Genomic DNA, 20,148 nt, shown 5'->3' on the forward strand with positions numbered 1-20,148 from the left:
GCGTTCACGGTATTCCGGCAACAGCGCCAGCCGCACCAGTGGCTTTTCAAGGCTGGCCATTGCCCGGAATGCCCCTTCATGGGGAAACACCATGGTATCCACAAAGCGTGCTTCACTGAAGAGCAGTACGGGCTCTTCACCAGTGCGCGCAGCGGCTTCGTGGTTCAGGAACAGGTAATACCGGCCACTCAGGGTATCCAGTTCCATGACCTGCCTTGCCAGAAGCTGGTCAACCGCGTCGCGCACCAGGTCCAGCACAGCCTGGCCCCTGTTCGCCTGGGCGAGCTGCCCGTCAGCCCCTTCCAGCACAAGCGCTGCGGGAACCTGCTGGATGCGCCGCGCATATCCACAGATTTCGCAGCTCAGAAAGGGATTGGCATAGGCATCGGAAGCGGGATCACTGAAGGCCTCAAGACACTGGGGACAAAAGGGCATGTCAACAGCGGGGGGGTTCTGGCTTCGCCATACCGATAATGAAGCCGGCAGCTGCTGCACCTCGCGCACTGCGGCAGATTTCAGGAACAGTGACAGGGGAACCTGACTCCCAAGCAGATCGGCAAACTCCGCCAGCGTTTCCTGGGTGGCCTGCACATAGAGGCTGACGGTAGTGCCGCAACGCTCCAGATGGCAGGTCAGTCCAAAACTTTCAGCACAGCGCAGCAGACTTTTTTCCAGCACTTCGTTCCAGGAAACATATTCAAAGTCAAATACCAGAACCTTCATGGTCACTTCACTCCCTCATTTTCTTCCCAGCGCTGACGCAGTACATCGGCAATCTTTTCGACGGGATGGTGCTGAACTTTGCGCACATCCATCCCAAGTCCGACAAGATGTTCGGTCAGCGTGCGCTCAATGACCCCATAGGCTGCCGTAACCGCCGGTGACAGCGTAAAGGAAAGACCCGTTATTTCCAGGGGAACAACTCCCAGCACAAAGGTCTGGGGACGGTCACCCACCAGCTCCATCATGGAGAGGGATTGCAGCATTTCTACTTCATGCACGGTACTCTTCCAGGTTACTCCGGTGGGGACGCGATCCATATCAAAAAAATAGACCTCTCCCGGCGCCACGTCATCGGCGCGAATGGCGTCAATGATGACCAGGTGGTCGTACAGCGCCATGGTGGGGATAAGCTGGTGCGCCAGAGTTCCCCCGTCCAGGATGTCAACTTCATGGGGGCCAATGAACTCAAGGTTCTGACGCAGGCACATGGCCGCCTGCACTCCTATTCCCTCATCACCCAGTAAAATATTCCCTATGCCCAATATCAGTATTTTCATACAGGTTTACTCCAAAAAAAACAGGTGGGGCCTGGGCCCCACCCTGTCATGCGGTAGCGGAAAAGACTCAGTCTTTTTCCGGGTCATGGGGGCGGAAAGTGTTCCCGCTGAAGATAACATCAATACTGCCCGGATATCGGTTGGCATACCAGAACACCATATAGATGTGGATCGGTATGAAGATGATAATGCACCACATAAAGATGTAGTGAATATTCCGCACGTTGGCCAGACCACCCATCAGGTACTCCAGGGGGCCAAAAATCACTCCAAAGAAGTGTCCCATGCCATTGTGGTACACATGGGAGTAGAGTATGGCCCCTGTAACCACTTCAGCGATCACAATAAGCATCAGGATCAGATAGGAGGCATTCTGCAGGGGACCATACATGCCGCGCTTCGGGAACTGATCCAGGTAGAGGTAGCTCTTGATCTGGCGTATCCAGGAGGTAATATGCCTGGCATCTTCCATGGACGCCCACTCATACTGGCGTGAACGGGCGTCAAAGAAGTACAGGTACACCCGAAACGTGGTTATGGCCATGAGAATAAAACCGCACACCATATGCCAGAAGCGAAAAAGCGCGTTCTGAAACTTGATGGGCTCATCCACTGCCGCTGGCGTGATGAACGGGCTGGCCAGATAGAAACCGGTAAAAATGAGCACAAAGATTACCAGTGCCCGTATCCAGTGCGCCCAGCGAATTTCCGCCGAAAAGCGGTACTGGCGGTCAAATTCATCACTGTAGAGCAGTTTTTTCTTCACTTTTTTTGTCGCTGTTGCCATGGTCTCCCCCCTTCTACGAAGAAAGGCCGGTTTGCGGATCAACCCTGTACTGAGCCAGGCTGTTTCCTTTCACATCCATAACGTGAATGGCGCAGGCCAGACAGGGGTCAAAGGAGTGGATGGTACGGATAATCTCCAGGGGCTTGGTGGGATCCTGCAGGCGGGTTCCGATCAGCGCGGCCTCATAGGGGCCGGACTGCCCCTGGGCATCCTTGGGGCTGGCGTTCCAGGTGGAAGGGACAACGGCCTGATAGTGATCAATGACACCATTCTTAATACTGACCCAGTGGCTCAGCGCGCCACGGGGCACATCACCACTAAAGCTGCCGCGATATTCACGGTCTTTGCGAATGGAGTACGGCGCGCAGGTTTCGCGATCCACCTTCAGGTTCTCTATCAGATTCATGAAGGTCTCCTTGCCGCAATCCACCATGAGGATGGTCTGCAGCATGCGGGCTGCCGTACGGCCCAGGGTACTGAAGAGCGCTTCGGTGGGCAGGCCGGTTTCCTGCAGGAAGGTATTGACGATGCCCTGCACGCGGGGGTTGCCCTTGCCATAGCCCACCAGCATCTGAGCCAGCGGCCCGACTTCCATGGGCCTGCCATCGTAGCGAGGTGCCTTGACCCAGGTGTACTTGCCATCGCCATCGAGAATCTTGGCCCGTCCATTTACGGTATCGCCATCCTGGAAGCCGGTGTAGTTGGGGTTGGTTTTCCCCTCATATGGGTGCAGCGGAGCATTGTCCCGATACCAGGCGTGGGTGGCCTCTTCGGTGATCATCTGCTCATCAACCTCATAGACCCGGCTCAGGTCGCCGTTCAGTATATACCCACTGTCGAAGATCGTCTCGGTGCGATTGATCTGATACTGGGACGCCGAGAGGAAGTTCTTGATGTTGCATCCCTTGAGGACACTGTCCTCACCCACATAGGCCTCAGCCGCCATCTTCACGTCGGCATAGTAGGCGCGACGGATAAAGTCGGCCGTCTCCTCAAAGCGGGTCAGGAACTCACCCAGGCGAGCCGGACTCTCCAGATCCATGATACAGGTAACTCCACCCACGGTCAGGGACTGGGGATGGGGCTGTTTGGCGCCGAATACGGCCAGCATCTGGGCAGCCGTACGCTGGATTTCCAGCGCTTTCAGGTAGTGGGAGAGAACAATCAGGTTCTGCTCCGGGGTGAAGTGGTAGGTGCCATGGCCCCAGTAGGCGTTGGCAAATGGACCCAGGTGGCCTTTGTCCACGAAGGTCTTCACTTTGGCCTGCACCGCTTTCAGCTCATCGGCACCTGTGGAAACCGGGAATTCGGCGTAGCGGAACGCCAGATCCGACGCCTTGCGGGGATCAGCCGCCAGTGCCTGGGTGATGTCACACCAGTCGAGGCCGTGGAGATGATAGAAGTGCACCAGGTGATCGTGCATAAAGAGTGCGATACCCATGAGCGAGCGAACCAGCTGGGCGTTATAGGGGGGAATGATCCCCAGGGCGTTTTCGACCGCCTCAATACCCGCCTTGTAGTGGGAGTAGGTACAGACGCCGCAGATACGCTGGGTCATAAAACCGGCATCGCGGGGATCGCGGCCTTTGAGAATCTCCTCAATACCGCGGAACAGGGTGCCGCTGGCAAAGGCATCGGTAATGGTATTGTTATCGTCGATAACCACATCCACCCTCAGGTGGCCTTCAATGCGCGTGATGGGATCAACCACTATACGTCTTGACATATTCCGTGCTCCTTAAATCTTATTTACTGTCCGCAGAGGTCTTGGTTTCATCTTCATGGTCAAGAACCTTGGGGTTCCGGAAGTTCCCCTGCACAACAGAGTAGACAGCGTGAGCACCAATGCCCACCGCCGTGGCCGTCAGAAGGGCAATGCCAATCTTGTCAGCCGTGGCATCGGCGCCCATTCCACCAAAGACACCAGAGTACAGGTGATCCTTGCGGGGCTCTTCATAAGGCGCCATGGTATCCCAGAAGTTGGGTTCACTGCAGCCGATGCAGCCGTGACCCGCCTGAACCGGCCAGCTGGTATGCTGATTGAAGCGTTCAATGGCACAGTTGTTAAAGGTATAGGGGCCCTTGCAGCCGACACGGTAGAGGCAGTAACCGCGTCGGGCACCATCGTCACCAAAGCGCTGCACAAATTCACCAGCATCAAAACGACCCCGACGTTCGCACATATCATGTACCCGCATGCCATAAGCCCAGCGGGGGCGTCCGAAGGAGTCAAGGGCGGGAAGAGTCCCGAAGAGGATGTAGTGGAGAATGGTTCCGACAATATTGGATTCACTGGGAGGACAGCCGGCGATGTTGATGACGGCCTTGCTGATGATCTTGCTGACCGGGCGGGCATTGGTGGGGTTCGGACGGGCAGCCTGAATACCGCCATAGGTGGCGCAGGCGCCCACGGCAATCACAGCGGCCGCGCCATCGGCTGCCTTCTTCACAATGGACTCACCGGTGTGGGCATGGGGACCGATAGTCAGGTAGAAGCTGTCGCGACCAGCCGGCACAGCGCCTTCCACCATCAGGATGTACTTCCCTTGATGCACATCCATGGCGCGCTCAAGGTTCTCTTCCGCCTGCCAGCCCGATGCGGCCATGATGGTTTCATGATATTCCAGGGAAAGGTAGTCAAAGATAAGGGATTCAAGGGTAGGAGAGTCGGTGCGTAGCAGACTCTCACTGCACCCGGTACACTCCGCCATATGGAGGTAGATGACCGGAATACGATCCAGCAGCTCCGCTGCTTCCGCAACGCGGCGGGTAAAGGTCACCGGCAAAGACATCGCTGCGGTAATCGTGGCCGCCCACTGCATGAACTGACGACGTGAAATACCCCGTTCTTTCAGCTTTTCACTGAAAGTCGGGCCACTTTTCAATGAAGGCATAGCGCGCAGTTCCTGCAGGCGTTTTTCCGCCTGAGCGTCCAGTTTACGGCGCTGCCCTTCTTCCCCTCTCGTATGCTTGGAAACTCCTGCATTGACCATAATCAACTCCTTCGCATCTCTCTATTGATTACTCAACGGACGGGAACACCGTTCTGAACCGACATCCCCGCATGGTGAGAATACAAGTCACGCCTGGTAAACTGACAATATTTTTACCAGCTGGTATAAAATAGGGGTTCATTGCAGAAAAAGTCAATTGGAGAGTGAAGGAGTCACCAGGGCCATAACGCGTCCGGCATCAAGTCTAGAGGCATCCAGAAGCAATTGACGGAATTGTTCTGAATTTCGAACAGCGTTTTGTATGAAATCCCGAACAATTCCAGGTCCCTCCAGGGCAACAGAAAGACGCAAGGACTCAAGGGCACTGTCAAGGGAAGCCACCACCCGCTCCTCCAGTTCGTGCAACCGCTCATATTCACGGGCAACCCGCTCCAGAGAACGCTGTGAAAACTCCGCAACCTCCGCAGCAGAAACCGCATTTCCCTCGCTGCTCACCAAAGGCTCCAGGCGCAGGGACTGCGCGTGCACCACAAAGGAGTCCACAATACCGCCATGGCTGGAATCGACTACCGGAATCACCCGTGAGCCCATATCGGTGTTCTCCCCGGCAATCCGGCCAATGTAACTCTGCAGAAATGTCAGCTCCTCACTGATGCGCTGACGATCAGCAGGAACCAGTTCCCGGCCAGCGGCAGCCTTCGAGGAAACGCTGTACAGGCGCAACAGGGAATTCTGCAGACCTTCCTGACCGTCAATGCGTTCCTTTGCCATGCGCACCAGGTTCAGGCCCTCCTGAATATCCTCCAGCACCAGGCGAAAGAAGGAGGCGCTGCGACTGCCATGACGCTGAATCTCAACCTGTTCCGCAAAATCCGTGGCTCCGGAAGCGTCTTCGCCAACAGCAGTGCCTCCCCCGCCGGAGGCCAGGGGCCCTTTTCTGCGGGAGACATCAACCAACGATGCATGGGAGTGGGCGACACCTTGAACCGCCATGAAGCATCCTCACGCGCTTCCATGCGGTGAACTGCACATCCGTGTCTCAAGAGGAGATAAGAATCAAAAATACGAGAATACGGACAATTGTCAACACAGAATGCGCGTCAGTAGTCGATCCGGTCCTCTTTGTCCTGCCAGAGCCGGAATACTTCCAGCGCGGCCGGATGCTCAACATGACGCGCCGGTATCACCCGAAAGCGTGGATCTACGCCAATCTGCTCATATATGAACTCATCGGAAAAATTCACCCTGGCCGCATCCTGACGGTTGGCAGCGTAGTAAATGGCACGCAACCGCGCCCAATAAATGGCCCCCAGGCACATGGGGCAGGGCTCACAACTTGTGTATATATCACAATCCTCAAGGTGGAAAGTTTTCAGATTGGCGCAGGCGTCGCGTATCGCCACGATTTCAGCGTGAGCCGTGGGGTCCAGGCTACTGGTCACCCCGTTGCGCCCCCGACCGACAACCTGCCCATCCCGCACGATCACCGCCCCGAAGGGGCCGCCATCTCCGGTATCAATATTCTGCCTTGCCATGGCAATGGCCTGCTCCATATATACCCGATGGTCACTCACACACAGCTCCTTCCTGAAATTTCGCACCCTTTGACTTTGGTATAGCCCATTGACAGGCAGCGGAAACCCCCCATGTGAGGCGTTGCCCCAGGCCCCGCGAGTTGCTACCATGGAGCAAAAACGCACAGGAGGCAACCATGAAGCCGGAACACTTCCTGTCCCACTGGCAGGACGCCTTCAACCGCCAGGATATCGAAGCCCTGGTGCGAACCTATGACCCACAGCGGGGAACCCTGTGGGGAACCTTTTCCACCACCCTGCGCCAGGATTCCGACGCAATCCGGGACTACTTCGCCACGGTCTTCACCAAAGAGCAGCCCCGTATTGTCCTCCACCCCGCGCACACGCGTCAGTGGGAAAACTCCGCCGCCTGCTCCGGCCGCTTCACCTTCAGCTGGACGGAAAATGGCCAGTCAAAGTCCGCCCAGGGACGCTACAGTTTTACGCTGCGTCTGCACAGTGGCGTATGGACCATCGTCGACCACCACTCGTCGGTTATGCCCGACCTTCCCGCACCAGACGCTCAATAACCTGGGACAGACTGTGCTCCGGCGTCACCTGCAACAGAGCGCGCATCTCCCTGGAGCGCTCCAGAAAATCCTGGCCATCGATCTGCGCCATGGCATTCAGAAGGTTCTGCGCTGTCACCTCGTCCTGCAGAAACTCCTGATGAATGGGCGGTCGCCCGGCGAAGTGGAAGATCATATTGGAAAGCCCGATATAGGGCAGCTTCACAAAGTGCCGCCCCAGGAAGTAGTCCAGCGCCTTGGCCCGGTACGCCAGCACAAAGGGCGTCCCGATCAGAGTCGCCTCCAGGGTGGCCGTGCCCGAACACACAAAGGCGAAGGACGCCTCCAGTAAAGCTTCGTGGGTGGAACGCGCCACCTCGAACCCCCGCAAATCCCCGTACATCTCGGCAATATCATTCTCTCGATAGTGGGGTGGAATCACCAGCAACTTGCGCCCCGACAGGCTGGCGGCCACCTCACGGTACACCGGCATCAGCTTGCCGATCTCGCTGCGGCGACTGCCCGGCAGAAACGCCACGGTACTGCCCTGACTGACGTCATTCTTCCAGGTGCGAATCTCCTCCATCAGTGGATGCCCCACATAATGGGCATGTTTCCAGAACTGGTCCTCAAAGGGCAGAATCGACGCCTGCACATCGGTCACCGCCTCCACCACGGGAATCCTGCCCGACCGCCAGGCCCATACCTGGGGCAGGATGTAGTAGATGATCTTCACATGGGGATGCTGCTTCTTGATGGATTTTGCCAGGGGAATGTGAAACCCCGAAGAGTCGATCAGCAGCACCGCATCATGCAGGGGAGCCTGCCGGGTCATCATATCGATGGCCTTGCGGGCAAAGGGAATCTTGGCAAAGGCGTCCACAAAGCCCATCACCGAAAACTCCCGGCTGTCGATAAGCGGCTTGCCCAGGTGATCGCTGAAAATCCCCTGAATTTCCACACCGGGCAGCTGGGACATCAGCCGTTCCAGATGCACATTGGCCGAAGGCTCCAGAGCACTGACCAGAAGTTTCACGTATCCTCCCCATCTCGTTTTTTCAATATATCGCCAAGCATAGCAGAAAAGTGCTTCTGAACACGGTTGTCGGCAAACTTCTTCCACTGCCGCGCAAACTCCCCGCGACAGTGCGACCTACGCTGATGGAGCAGCGCCTGCAGATAACCCAGTGCCATATACAGCCGGTAGCCGCCCTCAGCCTGACTGCGGTACATCTGCGCAGCGTACTCTTCCAGAGCCTGCAGCTGAACGGCAACATCGTTGAATTCGCCCAGGCAGGTCTGCAACTCCTTCAGCGCGCGCACCGCCCGCTCAAAGCCAGAGCCCCCGTACAGGGAGGGAAAGATATCCAGCAGGTAGCGCAGCCGCTTGGCGGCAATCCTCACCTCGTGCAGCTGCTCGTCGGAACTCTTCGCCCGGATTCTGTCACCCTTCTTCAGTAAACGCGCCAGGGCATCACCAATACACAGATCCGCCAGCTGCTTGATGGGAATATCGGCCATAGCCGCCGTCATCAATGAAGCCTGGTCGTCCTCGCGAAGCACCAGCGAATTCAGTCGATCCAGAACACGCGCGTAACGGGCGGAACTCAGCAGCCGCTGCAGCGATCCATAGGCGCGGCGACGCTTGTGCCACAGCAGCGACTTCAGTGACAGCAACACTTCCCCACTCCCCGGGGGCAGCTGGCGCTGCAACGGCTCCAGGGACTCAAGGAAGACATCCAGATCCCTTGCCAGGCCCGTGCGGCTGCTGAGCCAGGCCAGGTCAGCACGCAGCGACTGGACAACCTCCGCGTCCAGCACATCGCCCATGGAGCGCAGCAGCGAACGCAGGCGACGCAGAGCGACGCGGTAGTCGTGGAGAAATTCCGCATCCAGATCATGAACCATGCCATGTTCGTTGCGCACCATCACCGCCACCCACTGGCCGAGTATCGAGCGCACGCATGGAGCCGACTCCATGGAGGCATCGAAAGGCTGCGCCTGCCATGGCTGGTAATCACCGGGAACCATCCCCAGTGCCTCGATACCAAAACCCACCAGGCCACCATCAAGGGATTCCACCCCCTGTAAAGAGCAGCACACTGTCACCACCCGCCGCAAAAATTCAGCCGAACAGGACTCCAGGGGAACGATCTGCAGAAAAATCCCCGCAGCCCGGCGCGCCTCGCCCTGCCGTGCGAACTCCAGTTCGGCCTCTATCAGCGCGAGGGTAACGCCGCTTCCGTCTTCGTCACGCAGCTGCCAGCAGTTCTGGCGACCTTCCACGGACAGAAAGGGAAGCAGAGCACGATTTCCCGCGAGCTTCCGCAGACGCCTGCGCAGCACACCCGGGGCAAACTGCTCGGCAAAGCGCGGCATCACCCCCGATATATCGGCAGTGCCCACCTGGCCTGCATCGTGCCAGAGGCTGAGCCCAAAGCCCTGGTGCTCCTGCACCGCCTGCAGGTGATAGCCCGCCCTCCACAACCGCCAGTCAAAAGTATCGCAGCACTGAATATCGCAATCGGCAACCTCAACGGCGCCCAGATGGAAAAAATTCGCCAGCAACGCCTCCATCTCCGGCGCGCTTGAGTGACGGCGAAGAACAAACAGATTCCCGGAAAACGGCGAAAAAAACCTCATCTGCTTCCCCTGTAAAGTCATGGTTACGGCAACACGGTGTTTATCTGCACGCAAAGTATCCGTTGACAGTGTCCCGAAACGCTTTTATATTTTCACCATATCAACGGAATGCGTCAAAGATCAAAAAACCCCTAACGTCCCATAAATGTACCATAGCGCTGGTCCAAATCATCGCATTTCTTTTCTGACCAGCCCCTGAATGCGAATCAGGAGCTGCGCCCACTACTCACGGAGGTTATCCCAATGAAACGCATCAGCAGTGCCCTGCTCGTCACCCTGCTTCCCTTCTCAGCCCTGGCGGCTCCCCACTTCCATCCGTCCGGTCCCAACCTGACTTTTGGTGATATCAGCAATCCCCAGACCATCATGTCCACCACCGCCAACCCCGCTGCCGGCGCCGCCGCGGAGAAGCGCGGACTTCGCTTCGGCCTGCTGGGTTCCGTGGGCGTCGCCATCGAAGTGGGCAACGTGGAAGACATGATGGACCAGCTGGAAGACTTCATGGATTATGAATTCCAAGAATACAACCTTACGGGCACGATCGATGATATGCCAGTGGTGCTAGATGCTTTGGATGAAACCACTCGCTTACAAGAGGAGTTTAATTCCTTCCTCGCCGACGCCCACGAAAAAGGCTATGTGAAGTTCGGCTTCTCGGCCCACGCCCCCCTGATGCCCGTCATCGCCACCTTTGACACCCTGCGCGGCAGCCTGACCTTTGACGCCAACTTCTCCGGCCAGGGCAAAATGTTTGTCCACCAGGACGGCAACCCCGATGCTCCAGCTATCGTTTTTGATAACTTCTCGCACCTGATTGCAGACCTTGAGAATATTACTCTAGATGACCTTGCAGCCCTTCAGGCTGAAGGGGCCCTTATTATCGATACTGATGCCGCCCTGAGCATCCACGGCGGCATGCTGCGTGAGCTGGGCGTGGCCTACAGCGCCCGCGCCTACGAGCACGAAAAGGGCATCCTCTATGTGGGTGGCCGATTGAAGCACTACAACGCCGAATTCTCCTATGTCTCCGTCTCCACCAAGGATGAAGACGACGCCATCGACGCCATCCGCGACAATATGGACGCCAATCTGGTGGAGAGCACCAGCCTCGGCCTCGACGTGGGCGTGATCTGGGCAGCGGAGAACTACCGCGTCGGCGCCACCCTGGTCAACTTCAATGAACCCAGCTTCGATACCCCCGACGGGTATATCGGCAAGGGTAAGCTGGAGCGCCAGATCCGCACCGAGGGCGCCCTCTATACCGCCAGCCGCAACTGGGTACTGGGTGCGGGCCTTGACCTCAACAGCGCTGCCGACCTGGTGGGCGACGACTACCAGTGGATGCCCTCAGCGCCGCCTACGCCACCCAGAGCTGGTGGATTCCCGGCTTCCGCGTGGGCTACCGCAAAAACCTGGCGGGCGAAGAGCTCAGCTTCCTGACCAGCGGTGTCACCCTCTTCAAGGCCCTGAACCTCGACCTGGCCTACAGCCTTGACAGTGCCGACGGCGACAGCGTCCCCCGGGCGGTGATGTTCAACCTGGGCCTGGAAGTGACCTTCTGAGCAGGCAGCTCAATACAGCCGATCGTTGACCAGCACATTTATCGTTCCATTCAGCCTGTCCATGGTATATTCTGGACAGGCTGAATTCTTTGCCCACCGGGAGGTTACCATGGCACCGGCAAAATTCCTGCGATTCCTGTCACTCCTGACACTGTCAATACTGTGCTTGTTTTCTTTTTCCTGGGCGACTTCCCACCAGCTTTCCCTGTCCTACGGCCTGGAAAACTACACCTGGAAAGAGTACCACGGCGGCGGCAAGCTCCTGGAGGAGAGTGGTCTGCGCCATGTCCTGGCCCTGGGGTGGGACAATATGACCCATGCCGGCGAAGGACCCCTGCTGGCTCTGGAGGGGCGCTTCTACTTCGGCAGCGTGGACTACGACGGAGCCACCATGGACGGCGATCCCGCCACCTCCACCACGGAGTACTTCGGCAACCGCTATGATGGACTGCTGGGCTACCGCAAGGAGCTGGGAGATTTCTATGGCGATCTGCTGCTGGGCGGCGGCCTGGAGATGTGGGAACGGGATATCCAGAGTACTACCGTCACCACCTCCACCGGCGACACCGTTCGAGCCAGTGGCTACCTGGAGGAGTACTTTATCCTCTACTCCCGATTCGCGGTGGGGCTGGCCCATATGACACCCCAATGGCGATTCCACGGGCGCATGGGCATTAAGTACCCCTTTTATACCAACGAATACGTTGAAGGTGCCCAGCTTTCACCAGGACGCCTGAGCTCCACCTTTGCACGGATAACCAGCGTGCGGGTAGATGAAAGCGGACGCAACCGCTACGCCATATCCCTCTACTACGACTCCTACCGCTTCTCCGCCTCCAAGCCCGTGGATGTACCCTGGCTTGACAACCCCGCCTATCAGCCCGAAAGCGACCAGGATATCTGGGGAGTACAAGTGCTGTGGTATTTCTGATTAACAGAAGAACTTTTCTTCTGCATAACGGTCCTGACAGGAAACCGAAACTCTGCTGTTCCTGATCAGCGAGTCACACATTTCCATACTCATCTTGAACAGGTGCATTACACTTTTTGACCGCGCAAAAAGTGTACAAAAACGCGCCCCCCGAACGCCCGTTTTTCCGGGTCATTGCTCGCCTGTTCTGGAGATCCGGCAGCAGGCTGCTCAAAGAGGCCCATCTGCTGCGTTGCCGGGCATCGCTCGTCACTGCGACGTACAGGGAGGTACGCCTCGCTCCTCGCTTTGCCCGCGCCTTGCACCTGGGCCTCTTTGCGTTGCCTGACCCCTGCTTCCCTGCAGTGCTGCCGGACCACTCACTTCCTGTGAGTGTCCCTTCGGGTCTTGCCAGCCAGGCGTCGCACTCACCGGACGGGCTCAGGGGGGAACGGCCTGTTTCTGTCTCTCCCCCGTGGGCTGGCCCAGCCAGGACGCGAAGACTGGAACGCTATGGACCCGCAGGGTTGACGCCACGAGGGCGGCAACCGCAAACCAAAAGCCACGGAGGGCGGTTGTTTGCGGTCCCCAGTTCCAGGCAAGCGGACGGCTGAAAAGGGCAGCACTGGGGGCCGCTTCCCAGCTACTTTGGGCGGGTCCAAAGTAGCAAAACACACACCAAAACCTGTTACTCTATTCAGTCTGTTTCGTCGAAATGGACATCAGGCAATCAGCGCCTTACTGTACGCGCACAGATTAAAATCCATTGTTCCTGAGCACCTGAAAACTCTCATGATCCGTCAGATCAAACTGCACGGGGGTCACGCTGATGTAGTTCTGCTTCATGGCAACCCAGTCGGTTTCCTCTGCGGATTCGTGCTCCAGTTCTTCTCCGGTCAGCCACCAGTACTCCCGCTGGCGTGGGCAGTGGCGTTTTTCAAAGACATCGCGATACCGTGAGACGGCCTGGCGGGTAATGCGCACGCCCTGTATGCGATCGGCGTCTGTGGAGGGCAGGTTGATGTTAAAGAGAAAGCGTCCGGTGTCAAAGGGCAACAGTCGTTCCACCAGGGAACGCAGGTGACCGTGACACGCGTTGTAATTGGGTTTGCGGTAGTCGTCCACACTGACGGCAAAGGAGGGTATGCCCTGCAGCAGGCCTTCGGTGGCAGCGGAGACGGTGCCGGAATAGATGATGTTGCTGCCACAGTTGGGGCCTTTATTGATGCCACTGATAACCATATCGGGTCTGATTCCCAGGCCCCGCAGGGCCAGCTTCACGCAGTCCGCCGGGGTGCCGGTGGTCTTGTAGGCGCGGCTTGCGCCGCGAAATTCAACGTCTTCCGTCCACAATGGTGTAGAAATGGTAATGGCATGCCCGATGGCGCTGCGTTCCGTGTCCGGCGCCACCACCGTGACTTCGTTGCCCGGAGCAAAAATATCCACCAGAGCCTGGAGCCCGCAGCTGAAAATGCCATCATCATTGGTTATCAGTATATGCATAGATGCCTCCTGGAGTATTACCCGCAGCGTACCTCGCTACAATGGCAGATGCAAGCGCCCCTGTTACATTCTCACTGGGCGTAATTACTTATGGATTTTTGTACCGTTAAACGGTAATATTCTGTATACATTACGCACGGTTGCCTTCATTTGGCCACGTGCGTAAAATCATTCACAAGGTGTTCACATGCCAACTATTCTCGATGGTAAAAAACTCTCACAAACCATACTGGACGAGCTGTCCGCAGAAGTTTCCGCGCTGAAAAGTCAAGGCATCCAGCCGGGCCTGGCGGTTATCCTGGTGGGCGACGACCCTGCCAGTAAAGTCTATGTCGGCAGCAAGCAGAAGACCTGCGAAAAGATCGGCATCCTCTCCAAGTCTTCCATTCTGCCCGCTGCCACTTCGCAGGCAGAGCTGCTGTCCGTGGTGCAGCAGTACAACGACGATCCACAGATCCACGGAATTCTGTGTCAACTGCCACTGCCCCACCACCTGGATGAGAGCGAGGTGATCAATGCCATCGCGCCACAGAAGGATGTGGACTGCTTCCATCCAGACAATGTCGGCCGCGTCCTGATCGGAGCGCCACGCTTCCTGCCCTGTACGCCCCATGGCGTGGTGCAGCTCATCAAGCGCACGGGCATTGAGACTACCGGCAAGCACGCGGTGATTGTGGGCCGAAGCGATATCGTCGGCAAACCACTGGCGGCCATGATGCTGCAGAAGGACTCGGGCTCCAATATGGGCTGCAACAGCACGGTGACCATCTGCCACAGTGCGACCCGCAACCTGGAAGAGGTCTGCGCCCAGGCGGATATCCTGGTGGCCGCAATTGGCAAGCCGGAATTCATCAAGGCCCATATGGTCAAAGAGGGCGCTGTGGTCATTGATGTCGGCATTAATCGCATAGACGCTGATAACAGCAAGGGCTATCGACTGGTGGGTGATGTGGCCTACGACGAGGTGGCACCGAAGTCATCCGCCATCACGCCGGTTCCCGGCGGTGTCGGGCCCATGACCATTGCCATGCTGATGTACAACACGGTCAAGAGCGCGAAACTGGCGCACGCATAAACGAACTGTCCGACTTACTCGAGGGCGCCATGGCACGGTCATGGCGGTGCAGTCATACAAGGGGGGACTTTTGGCATCACAGGCTCATCAGAAACAGCTGACTCTGTTCAGGCAGGGGAAATCTCCGATGAACATCACTCACAGGCGGCCATGGTATCTGTTTCCCAATCTCACCATCAGGTTCAAGCTGATCGCTTTTTTTGTGGCCATGGTCTCTTCTGTGGCTGTAGTTATGGTGGGTCTGGTCATGCTGGCCACCCACACCACCATTGAAGATGATTATGAAATCATCATCAAGAATGCCGCCACCAGTACAGCCGCTGCCCTGCAGACCCTGCAGGAGCGGGTAACCACCTATGCCGACATTCACGCCCGCAAGCATGAGATTGCCACGGCCACGGCCTTCAGCGACACGGCTACCCTTGAGCGCCTCCTGACCCAGGACTATCAGTCCCTTGCGAAAAACGACCCGACCATTGCCACTCTGGAAGTTACCGACGACCAGGGGATTGTGATCCTGCGCGGTCACAATCCTGGCCGCAGCGGCGACAATAAGGACTTATCCATAAATTACGCCGATTTTCCTGTATGTGATTATCGCCGCCGCGAGACACGTCAATCCGTAGTGAGTGACCTCAAGCTTCTCAAAGCGCACATGAATCTTCCTGAAACGGTTGAACCAGGAAATAGATGCTTCCACTATCCAGCGCCTCGCCTTCTTTGATGGGTCACGCTTCTTGTCCTCGATCTCTTCTTTTCGCTGCTTTACATGGGGTATGTATCCGCGCTGAAGAATGCTGCTGAGCGCCGGCTTTCCCTTGTAGCCACAATCTGCGCAAAGATGCTGCTCCTGCTCTGCAGGCTTCTCGAAGACTACGCCATCAAGAACGGCTTCAAGCTGGCTCACATCATGCCGGTTCGCTCCGGTTACGACGATGGACAACGGGACGCCACGACCGTCCACCAGGACATGACGCTTGCTCCCGTTTTTTTCCCCGATCCGTCGGGTTCTTCCCTACGGTTTCAAGAGCCATTGGAGCTTTGTACATTCCGCCATCTATGCTTTGCCACTCCCAAGCTATCCCCTCCATCTCGTCATACTCAGCCAGCCCCTGACGCCAAATAGCTTCGAATACACCGGCCTTACTCCATTCAATGAAGTACTTGTGCACTGCACTGGCGCAACCAAACTGCTCCTTGGGTATCGCTTTCCACTGACAACCGGTGCGCAGCACATAGACAATGCCGGAAAACGCCTTCCTGGGGTCAAGTCGCTTGCGCCCACCACCAGGCTTGCGCTTGTAGATCTTGTCAGGATCTCTTTGCTGGATTGGCAGTAAAGGCTCAACTCTTTGCCAGAAGGCATCTGAAACTTCCCATGATTGCACTTTAGACATAAATCACCGCCATGAATGATCTTTTGTGGATCATTCTACAGCGAAACATTGCTCGGGTCAATGATTATTTATGGACAAGTTCTAAGTCGGCGGTGCCCATGGTGCGCGACGCGCTGCAGGGAAGAGCCAGCAATGGTCTGACCGTCTCCATCACCACTGGTGAGATGGCCATGGACGCCGTAATGCCCCTGAACTACCAGGGGCAGATCGTGGGCACCATAAAAGTGGGCAGCTACCTGCGTTCCAACACCGCCCGATCCCTGGCGGAGATTTCCAACACGGAAGTGGCCTTTGTCGCCAATAACCGGATCAACGCCTCTACGATTGCGGGGTTCAGTGGTGATTACACGATCCCTGCCGAGGCTCTCAGGAAAGTTGAACGTGGCGAAGTCGCCTTTGGTATTCTGACCATTGAAAACACATCCTATAACGTCTCCTACCTGCCCATGAACGACGGACGGGGTCGCCTGGCGGCGGTTACCATGAATCTGTTGCCCCGGGACAATCTGCATGCTGCCAAGTGGACTGCCTTTTTGCGCACCAGCGCTGTCGTAGCGGTTCTGGCTGGATTCTCCATGATATGTGCCATTGCCATTGCCATTGCCATTACGCGGCCCCTGAATAAGATGCAGGACGCCTTCCTGGATCTGGCTGAAGGCGATGGTGACCTGACGCAGCGTTTTCCGGTGTTCGGCGCTGACGAAATCTCCAAGGCCAATGACGCCATGAACCGCTTCCTGGACATGACCCAGGAGATCGTACGCGAAGCCACTGATGGCTCCCATGAGACCGCTACTGCCAGTGAGGAACTTTCCGCGACGGCTGAATCGCTTTCCAGCAACATCGGCCAGCAGTTTGAGCTGGTTGAGCGCACGGGAACTCTCGTGAGTGAAGTGGGAGAAAACCTCGATATTACCGAAGAGCTGGCCGTCACCTCCACCGAAGTTCTTGAAGATGGTTACAAGATGCTGACTTCGCTGATCAGCGATCTTGGAAAGGTCAACAATCAGATCCTGCACGACAGCCAGGCGCAGCAGGAGATGGCCCGCAAGATGCAGGCGCTGAACCAGGAGGCCAGCAAGATTGAAGATGTCCTTTCCATTATCTCCGATGTGGCTGACCAGACCAACCTGCTGGCGCTGAACGCTTCCATTGAGGCAGCCCGCGCCGGAGATCAGGGGCGAGGATTTGCCGTTGTCGCCAACGAGGTTCGCGTGCTGGCCGAAAGAACCCAGAGCTCCCTGGGCGAGATCCGCTCCATCATCAACAGCATTACCCGCAGCATCAATGGTATCCACGGCGAGGTCGACCAGGTGGCCACCAATATCCTGGGCATTGCCGACAGCTCCCAGGACCTGATGCAGCAGGCGGAAGTCACCCAGAACAAGCTGCGCAACACCGTGGAGTCCTCCTCGGAACTGGTGCGCAAGAGCACCTTCATCGCCAAGAAGACCAAAGATCTTATTGAAATTATGCGTGAAATGTTCGAGCTTTCCCAGGAAAACAAGAACGCCGGAGACAACATCACCGATGTGTCCATCACCCTGGCGGAGAAATCCAACACGCAACTGGCCATGCTCCAGCGCTTTAAAATGTAACGGAAAGGAAAGTACTTTATGGATATCCAGAAAAAAGACTCTTCCACGCTGGTGATTACCGGGAATATAAAGAGCATCCGCCATTCCCAGATGATTCGGGAGAGTGTGGAGCAGTGTCTGCGTGGCGGCGTGAAATCCATTCACCTGATCATCGAAGATTCCTTCTCCATGACCTCTACCGTTATTGGCTTTCTGATGAAAATCATCAACGAAGAGGGAGTGAAGGTCTCCATGACCATCAGCGACCATCGACTGTGGCAACTTCTCAACGACTTCCAACTGATAGAGATGTTCCGCGTGCAGGAGAAATCTTCATCTGCTTCCGACAACAGCCACCAGCTCGAAAACTGATATGACAGACTCCCGCGGGTCAGGCATCGCCATGGGCGGAACCTCTTCGTCCTCCCAGAGACGGCAGGCGCAGATACGCTGGGAGTCTTTTTTTCTTTCCTTCCTCATCCTTCTTTTCGCCGCCGTCAGCATCGGCTGGTTTTACCTCAAGGCCTACGAGGCCGTTCTGGCAAGTGAACGCAAAGATCTGGAAAGGCTGGCCCAGGCTGCCGCCACCGTCATCGATCCACAGCGCCACGCACTGCTGCGCTCACCGGAACAGACCGGCAGCGACCTGCACCATGAGCTCCTGGAGCCCCTGGTGCGTTTTCATCAGCAGTTCCCCAGCCTCGAATATGTCTATACCGCCATACGGCAAGACCATACTATCTTCTTTGTGCTGGACACCCGCAGTACAGATGTCTTTGGAACCATTGGAGAGAGAGATCTTCTTGAGGACGGCAGCCTCTTCGTTGTCTACGAAAATCCATCACCTACGCTGCACCAGGCTTTCTCCCGCCAGCATGTCGCCTCGGAGCCCGAGCTCCATGATGATGAATATGGCACTTTTCTCAGCGCCTACGCCCCGCTCCGCGACCAGGATGGTATTTTTCACGGCATCGTGGGTGTCGACATCAATGACCGGGAGCTGAAAACCCGGCTGGCCCATGTGCGCCGCGCTGGCATTGCCGGTTTTGCCCTGGCCCTCACCTTTGCCCTGGTCGTCGCCATCGGCCACACCCTTTTCCGCCACCAGCAGATTTCCTCCCAGTTGCTGCTGCGGGAGCGTCAGGAACAGCTCAGCAAGAGCGAACATCTTTTAAAACAGACCCAGCAGCTGGGGCGCATCACCACCTGGAGCATTCACCTGGAGACCCTGGAACTGCGCCTTGATGAGTTCCACCTGAGCCTGATGGGCTACCCCGATAGCAGCCAGCAGCGATTGATCACAACGCTTCCCGCCTACAGTGAAGGCTATGTGCACCCGGATGATATCCCATTGCTCCAGCAACGACTGCAGTATGCCAGGGAGAACCGGACCAATGACACCTACCAGGACGCCTTTGAATACCGCTTTCTGCGGCCCGATGGCTCCCACGGCTACTTCTCTGTGGTTGCCGGACGACTGCGCTTTCGCGAAGCCGACGGCAGCATGAGCGCTTCCTCAAATATCGTGGTGGGACTGGCACAGGATATTTCTGAACGTAAATCGGCTGAACAGGCTCTCATGCACCTCAATGAGGAACTGGAAAACCGCATTGCCAGTGCAGTGGAAGCCGTGCGGGAGAAAGAGCGGCTGCTGCTCTATCAATCACGGCTGGCAACCATGGGGGAGATGGTCGCCAACATAGCCCACCAGTGGCGCCAGCCTCTGACTGCGGTGTCCCTGCACATTCAGGACCTGCAGATGGAAGCGGAATCAGCCGGCAGCATCGACAATGCCACGGTTCAGGAGGCGATCATTCCCTCCCTGGAGCAAATTCGCTTTATGTCGCGCACCATTGATGATTTCAGTAACTTTTTCAAACCCGACAAGGACAAGGTCTTTTTCTCATTGCGTGAAGCGGTGGAGGAAACCCTTTTCCTGCTGAGCCCGGGACTTCGTTCCCACAACATTGAGGTTTATCTGGAGGGGCAGGATGACACCATTCTGGGTTACCTCAATGAGTTTTCCCAGGTGATCATGAATATCCTGAACAACGCCCGTGACGCCCTGATAAGCCGTGGCGTGGAGCGTCCTTTCATCGACATCCGGCTTTTCCATGTGGACAACAGGCCGGTCATCACCATTGCCGACAATGCCGGTGGCATCAGGGAACACCTTGTGAATCATATCTTCGAACCATACTTCACCACCAAGTCCACCAGCTCCGGCACTGGGCTCGGCCTCTATATGTCCAAGGTCATCATTGAAGAGAGCATGGGGGGAAAACTTGGAGTGCGCAATACCGAGGTGGGTGCGGAATTTCGCATAGAGCTCTGAGAATCTAGAAGAGAAAAGCCGCCATGGCACGAGTGCCATGGC

The 20,148-nt window shown here is 56.8% G+C and carries 19 protein-coding genes (1 of these 19 only partly in view); 8 read left to right on the top strand and 11 right to left on the bottom strand.

Going from position 1 to position 20,148, the window contains the following annotated elements:
• From ACZ46I_RS11580 to ACZ46I_RS11610, 7 genes are all read right to left on the bottom strand, one after another.
• Positions 1-723, bottom strand: the beginning of a protein-coding gene (locus ACZ46I_RS11580) for a hypothetical protein (protein ID WP_464280883.1). It extends 1,092 nt beyond the left edge of the window; only the first 723 of its 1,815 coding nucleotides appear in the window; its start codon is at positions 721-723; the stop codon falls past the left edge of the window.
• A 2-nt stretch (positions 724-725) separates the two neighbouring features.
• The gene (locus tag ACZ46I_RS11585) at positions 726-1,280 is read right to left on the bottom strand and encodes a HyaD/HybD family hydrogenase maturation endopeptidase (RefSeq protein ID WP_013505703.1); all 555 of its coding nucleotides are present in this window, start codon (positions 1,278-1,280) and stop codon (positions 726-728) included.
• 67 nt (positions 1,281-1,347) lie between these two features.
• Positions 1,348-2,067, bottom strand: coding sequence for a Ni/Fe-hydrogenase, b-type cytochrome subunit (cybH, locus tag ACZ46I_RS11590; protein ID WP_464280884.1), 720 nt, complete (start codon positions 2,065-2,067; stop codon positions 1,348-1,350).
• Positions 2,068-2,080: 13 nt separating this feature from the next.
• Positions 2,081-3,793 (bottom strand): nickel-dependent hydrogenase large subunit, encoded by a 1,713-nt coding sequence (locus tag ACZ46I_RS11595; protein ID WP_226508911.1) that lies wholly within the window; start codon positions 3,791-3,793, stop codon positions 2,081-2,083.
• A 19-nt stretch (positions 3,794-3,812) separates the two neighbouring features.
• Entirely contained in the window at positions 3,813-5,060 is a 1,248-nt protein-coding gene (locus ACZ46I_RS11600) for a hydrogenase small subunit (RefSeq protein ID WP_013505700.1), read from the bottom strand.
• A 153-nt stretch (positions 5,061-5,213) separates the two neighbouring features.
• Complete coding sequence (locus ACZ46I_RS11605; RefSeq protein WP_464280885.1) at positions 5,214-6,014, bottom strand: hypothetical protein; 801 nt, start codon at positions 6,012-6,014, stop codon at positions 5,214-5,216.
• A gap of 107 nt (positions 6,015-6,121) precedes the next feature.
• The gene (locus tag ACZ46I_RS11610) at positions 6,122-6,595 is read right to left on the bottom strand and encodes a nucleoside deaminase (protein WP_464280886.1); all 474 of its coding nucleotides are present in this window, start codon (positions 6,593-6,595) and stop codon (positions 6,122-6,124) included.
• Positions 6,596-6,732: 137 nt separating this feature from the next.
• Here ACZ46I_RS11610 and ACZ46I_RS11615 point away from each other — a divergent pair, with 137 nt between their 5' ends.
• Entirely contained in the window at positions 6,733-7,125 is a 393-nt protein-coding gene (locus tag ACZ46I_RS11615; protein ID WP_464280887.1) for a nuclear transport factor 2 family protein, read from the top strand.
• Here the strand turns inward: ACZ46I_RS11615 and lpxB are convergent.
• Together lpxB and ACZ46I_RS11625 are read right to left on the bottom strand one after the other, a co-directional pair.
• The gene (gene lpxB, locus ACZ46I_RS11620) at positions 7,091-8,140 is read right to left on the bottom strand and encodes a lipid-A-disaccharide synthase (RefSeq protein WP_464280888.1); all 1,050 of its coding nucleotides are present in this window, start codon (positions 8,138-8,140) and stop codon (positions 7,091-7,093) included. The two genes, ACZ46I_RS11615 and lpxB, sit on opposite strands and share 35 nt — an antisense overlap.
• Entirely contained in the window at positions 8,137-9,747 is a 1,611-nt protein-coding gene (locus tag ACZ46I_RS11625) for a CYTH and CHAD domain-containing protein (protein ID WP_464280889.1), read from the bottom strand. Before ACZ46I_RS11625 ends, lpxB begins: the two co-directional genes overlap by 4 nt.
• A gap of 243 nt (positions 9,748-9,990) precedes the next feature.
• On the opposite strand from ACZ46I_RS11625, the gene traF reads away from it, so the two are divergent.
• From traF to ACZ46I_RS11640, 3 genes are all read left to right on the top strand, one after another.
• A complete protein-coding gene (gene traF / locus ACZ46I_RS11630; protein WP_464280890.1) occupies positions 9,991-11,187 on the top strand; it encodes a conjugal transfer protein TraF in 1,197 nt (398 codons plus the stop codon).
• Entirely contained in the window at positions 11,142-11,309 is a 168-nt protein-coding gene (locus tag ACZ46I_RS11635) for a hypothetical protein (RefSeq protein ID WP_464280891.1), read from the top strand. Before traF ends, ACZ46I_RS11635 begins: the two co-directional genes overlap by 46 nt.
• Before the next feature lie 109 nt (positions 11,310-11,418).
• Positions 11,419-12,240: a hypothetical protein gene (locus ACZ46I_RS11640; RefSeq protein WP_464280892.1), complete on the top strand. Its 822-nt coding sequence runs from the start codon at positions 11,419-11,421 to the stop codon at positions 12,238-12,240.
• A gap of 735 nt (positions 12,241-12,975) precedes the next feature.
• Here the strand turns inward: ACZ46I_RS11640 and surE are convergent.
• The gene (gene surE / locus ACZ46I_RS11645; RefSeq protein WP_013505692.1) at positions 12,976-13,722 is read right to left on the bottom strand and encodes a 5'/3'-nucleotidase SurE; all 747 of its coding nucleotides are present in this window, start codon (positions 13,720-13,722) and stop codon (positions 12,976-12,978) included.
• A 187-nt stretch (positions 13,723-13,909) separates the two neighbouring features.
• Here surE and folD point away from each other — a divergent pair, with 187 nt between their 5' ends.
• Positions 13,910-14,797: a bifunctional methylenetetrahydrofolate dehydrogenase/methenyltetrahydrofolate cyclohydrolase FolD gene (gene folD, locus ACZ46I_RS11650; protein ID WP_013505691.1), complete on the top strand. Its 888-nt coding sequence runs from the start codon at positions 13,910-13,912 to the stop codon at positions 14,795-14,797.
• 559 nt (positions 14,798-15,356) lie between these two features.
• Here folD and ACZ46I_RS11655 read toward each other — a convergent pair.
• Positions 15,357-16,194 (bottom strand): IS5 family transposase gene (locus ACZ46I_RS11655; RefSeq protein ID WP_464280308.1). Its coding sequence is split into 2 segments (ribosomal slippage): positions 15,357-15,788 and positions 15,790-16,194, totalling 837 coding nucleotides; the frame shifts between segments, so codons are not numbered across the junction.
• Between the two features lie 98 nt (positions 16,195-16,292).
• Here ACZ46I_RS11655 and ACZ46I_RS11660 point away from each other — a divergent pair.
• From ACZ46I_RS11660 to ACZ46I_RS11670, 3 genes are read left to right on the top strand one after another with little or no spacing between them, the layout of a single operon-like run.
• Positions 16,293-17,792 (top strand): methyl-accepting chemotaxis protein, encoded by a 1,500-nt coding sequence (locus ACZ46I_RS11660; RefSeq protein ID WP_464280893.1) that lies wholly within the window; start codon positions 16,293-16,295, stop codon positions 17,790-17,792.
• 18 nt (positions 17,793-17,810) lie between these two features.
• A complete protein-coding gene (locus ACZ46I_RS11665) occupies positions 17,811-18,143 on the top strand; it encodes a hypothetical protein (RefSeq protein WP_013505689.1) in 333 nt (110 codons plus the stop codon).
• A gap of 1 nt (position 18,144) precedes the next feature.
• The gene (locus ACZ46I_RS11670) at positions 18,145-20,106 is read left to right on the top strand and encodes a sensor histidine kinase (RefSeq protein ID WP_464280894.1); all 1,962 of its coding nucleotides are present in this window, start codon (positions 18,145-18,147) and stop codon (positions 20,104-20,106) included.
• The last annotated feature ends 42 nt before the right edge of the window (positions 20,107-20,148 follow it).

The sequence above is a fragment of the Desulfurispirillum alkaliphilum genome (assembly GCF_055378285.1).